The sequence below is a fragment of the Kribbella sp. genome (genome assembly GCF_035655035.1).
Lineage (GTDB): Bacteria > Actinomycetota > Actinomycetes > Propionibacteriales > Kribbellaceae > Kribbella.
The window spans coordinates 1-3,279 of the sequence record NZ_DASRVN010000446.1 but is presented as its reverse complement, the minus strand read 5'-3'; the positions used below and the strand labels follow the sequence as shown (position 1 = coordinate 3,279).

The 3,279-nt window shown below is 69.5% G+C and carries 3 protein-coding genes; 1 reads left to right on the top strand and 2 read right to left on the bottom strand.

From position 1 onward, the window contains the following. Positions 1–26 precede the first annotated feature (26 nt). On the bottom strand, positions 27–818 hold the full coding sequence (locus VFF46_RS24615) for a metal-dependent hydrolase (protein ID WP_325039570.1): 792 nt from the start codon (positions 816–818) through the stop codon (positions 27–29). A gap of 126 nt (positions 819–944) precedes the next feature. Here VFF46_RS24615 and argG point away from each other — a divergent pair, with 126 nt between their 5' ends. Further along, entirely contained in the window at positions 945–2,378 is a 1,434-nt protein-coding gene (argG, locus tag VFF46_RS24610) for an argininosuccinate synthase (protein WP_325039569.1), read from the top strand. Positions 2,379–2,412: 34 nt separating this feature from the next. Here argG and VFF46_RS24605 read toward each other — a convergent pair. Then, positions 2,413–3,279, bottom strand: an 867-nt coding sequence (locus tag VFF46_RS24605) for a 2Fe-2S iron-sulfur cluster-binding protein (protein WP_325039568.1), incomplete at its 5' end; no start/stop codon positions are given.

Genomic DNA, 3,279 nt, shown 5'->3' with positions numbered 1-3,279 from the left:
GTGCCGTCGTACCTGACCGGTCGTCTTCAGGACTGACCGGCGAGCCAGACCGTCGTGGCGTCGAACAGGCGCTGCACGATCTGGAGGGCGCCCGGGAGTAGCAGTACGCCGCCGATCGTGAGGACCGGGACGATCACCGCGTGCTCGAACCAGTGGCCGGTGCTGAAGCGGAACGGTCGCGGGAGGCGGATCTCGTACCAGGTCTCGCCGCGGATCGGGAGCGGCCAGAGCCACGGACAGCCGGAGCGGGTGAGGCTGTCGCCCAGGCAGTGCACGAACATGCCGACCGCTACCGCGACGCCGATCCAGCCGCCGATCTGTGTCAGGCCTGCTTGTACGGCGTCAGCGGCCCCTGAGGCGGGGCCCACCCCTACGACCGACCAACCGGCCGCTGCGAGGACCGCGAGGATGATCCAGTCGCCCAGTGCGTCCGCTGCAAGCACCAGACCGGTGACGGCGACAGCCAGCACGGCCCACTTGCCGCGGTCGCCGAGACCTGCCGCGAGGAAGCCGAGGAGTACGGCCGCGACGAGCGTGTGGGTCGCGTGGCGGTGCTTGCCGGTGCCCTCCTCGTCGCGCGGACCTTTGGTCAGGTTGTAGAGCACGCCGGAGAACGCCCGTACGGCTCCAGAAACCAGACGCGTGACCGGGCCCAGCAGCCGGGATGCGCTGGCGCCGGGGTGATCCAGGTCGGGCAGCAACGCGTACCCAGCCGTGGCCGCCGCGAACGGCACCATCTCAGCCACCGACGTCAACCCCACCAAAGGCGCCACCGCCAAACCGGCACACCACCCCGACAAGGCATGCGACCGCCCCATCATCCAAGCCTCACTCCCCTCCCAGTCGCACCCATCCTCCCCCACCAGCCCCACCAACCCCACCAGCCACGCGGCACACGAGCGACGGGTTTTGCATAATCATTCAGGGTGGTGCATACTCTTCCTGTGTCCAAGGTGCTTACTTCTTTGCCGGTCGGTGAGCGGGTCGGGATTGCCTTCTCGGGTGGTCTCGACACGTCGGTTGCGGTTGCGTGGATGCGGGACAAGGGAGCCGTCCCGTGTACGTACACGGCTGATATCGGGCAGTACGACGAGCCCGACATCGCCTCGGTGCCGGCGCGTGCCACGGCGTACGGCGCGGAGATCACCCGGCTGGTCGACTGCCGCGCGGCGCTCGTCGAGGAAGGGCTCGCGGCGCTCGCCTGCGGGGCGTTCCACATCCGCTCCGGCGGCCGGACGTACTTCAACACCACCCCGATCGGCCGGGCGGTGACCGGCACCCTGCTGGTCAAGGCGATGCTCGGCGACGACGTGCAGATCTGGGGCGACGGGTCGACGTTCAAGGGCAACGACATCGAGCGGTTCTACCGCTACGGCCTGCTCGCGAACCCGCAGCTGCGGATCTACAAGCCGTGGCTGGACGCGCGGTTCGTGCACGAGCTGGGCGGCCGGAAGGAGATGTCGGAGTGGCTGGTCGCGCACGGCCTGCCGTACCGCGACTCCACCGAGAAGGCGTACTCCACCGACGCGAACATCTGGGGCGCCACCCACGAGGCGAAGACCCTCGAGCACCTCGACACCGGGGTGGAGACGGTCGACCCGATCATGGGCGTCGCGCACTGGGACCCGGCGGTGGTGATCGACACCGAGGACGTCACGATCGGCTTCGAGCAGGGCCGGCCGGTGACGATCAACGGCAAGGAGTTCGGGACCGCGGTCGACCTGGTCCTGGAGGCGAACGCGATCGGCGGCCGGCACGGGCTCGGCATGTCGGACCAGATCGAGAACCGGGTCATCGAGGCCAAGTCCCGCGGCATCTACGAGGCGCCCGGGATGGCGCTGCTGCACGCGGCGTACGAGCGTTTGGTGAACGCGATCCACAACGAGGACACCCTCGCGAGCTACCACAACGAGGGCCGCAAGCTCGGCCGGCTGATGTACGAAGGTCGTTGGCTCGACCCACAGTCGCTGATGCTCCGCGAGTCGCTGCAGCGGTGGGTCGGTACGGCGGTCACCGGCACCGTCACGCTCCGGCTCCGGCGCGGTGAGGACTACTCGATCCTCGACACCACCGGCCCGGCGCTCAGCTACCACCCGGACAAGCTGTCGATGGAGCGGATCGAGGACTCGGCGTTCGGCCCGGTCGACCGGATCGGCCAGCTGACGATGCGGAACCTGGACATCGCGGACTCGCGCTCGAAGCTCGAGCAGTACGCCGGGCTCGGCATGTTCGGCTCGTCGAACGCGGCCCTGGCGTCGTCCACCGACCTGATCGGCGAACTCCCCAAGGGCGGCGCCGAGGCGATCGCCTCCCGCGGCGAGGCCGCCGAGGAAGACGAACTCCTCGACCGCGCCGCCATGGAATCCGGCACCGACTGAGCTCGCCCCCTCGGGTGGAGGGTTTGCCGCCGGGTCAGGCGTCGTAGTCGAGGGTGACTGTCGGGGTGGTCGGGTGGGATTGGCAGGTGAGGACGTAGCCGGCGCGGAGTTCGTCCGGTTCGAGGGCCCAGTTGGTGTCCATGCGGACCTCGCCCTCGAGGACCTTGGCGCGGCAGGTGCCGCAGACGCCGCCCTTGCAGGCGAACGGAGCGTCCGACCGTACGGCGAGGGTCGCGTCGAGGACGGCCTTCGAGTGCTGCCCGAGCGGGAACGTCGAGCGGCGGCCGTCGAGGATGACCGTGACCTGGGCGGCGTCCTCGTCGGTGACCGTGTCCTCGACGGGGGCCTGGGGTGCTTCGTCGCCGACGTGGAACAGTTCGGCGTGCACGTGTTCGCGGGCGACCCCCTCGGACAGCAGCAGGTCCTGAGCGCCGACCACCATCGCGTACGGGCCGCAGAGGAACCACTCGTCGACCGAGTCCAGCGGCAGGATCGTCGCGAACATCCGCCGCAACCGGTCGTCGTCGATCCGCCCGCTGAACAGCTCCACCTCGGTCGACTCGCGGGACAGTACGTGCACGAGGTGGAAGCGCTCGGCGTACCGGTCCTTCAGGTCCGCCAGCTCGTCGGCGAACATCACCGATCCCGCCGTGCGGTTGCCGTACAGCAGCGTGACCCGGCTCGACGGCTCCACCGACAGGATCGTCGCCACCAGCGACAGCACCGGCGTGATCCCGCTGCCCGCCGCGACGAACGCGTAGTGCTTGGCGTTGGCCGGATCCAGCGTGGTCCCGAACCGGCCCAGCGGCGTCATCACCTCGAGCTCGTCGCCGGGCTTGAGGACGTTGGCGGCGTACGACGAGAAGTCGCCGCCGGGGAGCCGCTTCACGCCGATCCGCAG